1 protein-coding gene is annotated in these 1,532 nt (G+C 67.5%); it reads left to right on the top strand.

The window, feature by feature from the left end; all coding sequences use genetic code 11:
* Positions 1-204: 204 nt before the first annotated feature.
* On the top strand, positions 205-1,532 hold a 1,328-nt coding region (gene glnA, locus GL263_RS26285; protein WP_182858233.1), incomplete at its 3' end, for a type I glutamate--ammonia ligase.

Below are 1,532 nucleotides of genomic sequence, written 5' to 3'. Positions count from 1 at the left end.
CCGAAGGCCCGCCGAACGTACGCAGCCGCGACCCACCGGCGCGATGACCGCCCGCCGCCGCCCCTGCTGGTTAACATCGGCGAAACAAGTGGGTCATGCCCGAGAAATGCCCGGTGCCTAGGGTCGTGCCAGCAGGCCACCGCACTGGTACTGCGACAAGAGCTGCAAACCCCGTCCCCTCGCGGCGGGCCTAGGAGGACTTGGATGTTCCAGAACGCCGACGAGACCAAGAAGTACCTGGCGGACAACGACGTGAAGTTCGTCGACGTCCGCTTCTGCGACCTGCCGGGTGTCATGCAGCACTTCACGGTTCCGGCCGAGACCTTCGACCCGGCCGAGCACCTGATGTTCGACGGCTCCTCGATCCGCGGCTTCCAGGCCATCCACGAGTCCGACATGGCGCTCGTACCGGACCTGTCGACGGCCCGCCTCGACCCGTTCCGCCGGGACAAGACCGTCAACATCAACTTCTTCATCCACGACCCGATCACCGGCGAGCAGTACAGCCGCGACCCGCGGAACGTGGCCAAGAAGGCCGAGGCCTACCTCACCTCCTCCGGCATCGCCGACACCGCCTTCTTCGGCCCCGAGGCGGAGTTCTACGTCTTCGACGACGTCCGCTTCGAGACCAAGGCCAACGCGGGCTACTACCACATCGACTCCGAGGCCGGCGCCTGGAACACCGGCGCCATCGAGGACGGCGGCAACCGCGGCTACAAGGTCCGCTACAAGGGCGGCTACTTCCCGGCCCCGCCGGTCGACCACTTCGCCGACCTGCGCGCCGAGATCAGCCTGGAGCTGAGCGCCGCCGGCCTCCAGGTCGAGCGCCAGCACCACGAGGTCGGCACCGCCGGCCAGGCTGAGATCAACTACAAGTTCAACACCCTTCTGGCCGCCGCCGACGACCTGATGCTCTTCAAGTACATCGTGAAGAACGTCGCCTGGCGCAACGGCAAGACCGCCACCTTCATGCCCAAGCCGATCTTCGGCGACAACGGCTCCGGCATGCACGTCCACCAGTCCCTGTGGGCCGGTGGCGAGCCCCTCTTCTACGACGAGCAGGGCTACGCGGGCCTCTCCGACACCGCCCGCTACTACATCGGCGGCATCCTCAAGCACGCCCCGTCGCTGCTGGCCTTCACCAACCCGTCGGTGAACTCCTACCACCGCCTGGTCCCCGGCTTCGAGGCCCCGGTCAACCTGGTCTACAGCCAGCGCAACCGCTCCGCCGCGATGCGCATCCCGATCACGGGTGCCAACCCGAAGGCCAAGCGCGTCGAGTTCCGCGCCCCGGACCCCTCCTCCAACCCGTACCTGGCCTTCGCCGCGCTCCTCATGGCGGGCCTGGACGGCGTCAAGAACAAGATCGAGCCGGCCGAGCCGATCGACAAGGACCTCTACGAGCTGGCCCCCGAGGAGCACGCGGGCGTCCCCCAGGTCCCGACCTCCCTCCCGGCCGTCCTCGACGCCCTCGAAGAGGACAACGAGTACCTCCAGGCCGGCGGTGTCTTCACCTCCGACCTGATAGAGAC

Source organism: Streptomyces durbertensis, from assembly GCF_014156695.1.
Lineage (GTDB): Bacteria > Actinomycetota > Actinomycetes > Streptomycetales > Streptomycetaceae > Streptomyces > Streptomyces durbertensis.
This window is presented reverse-complemented; position numbering and strand designations above follow the sequence as displayed.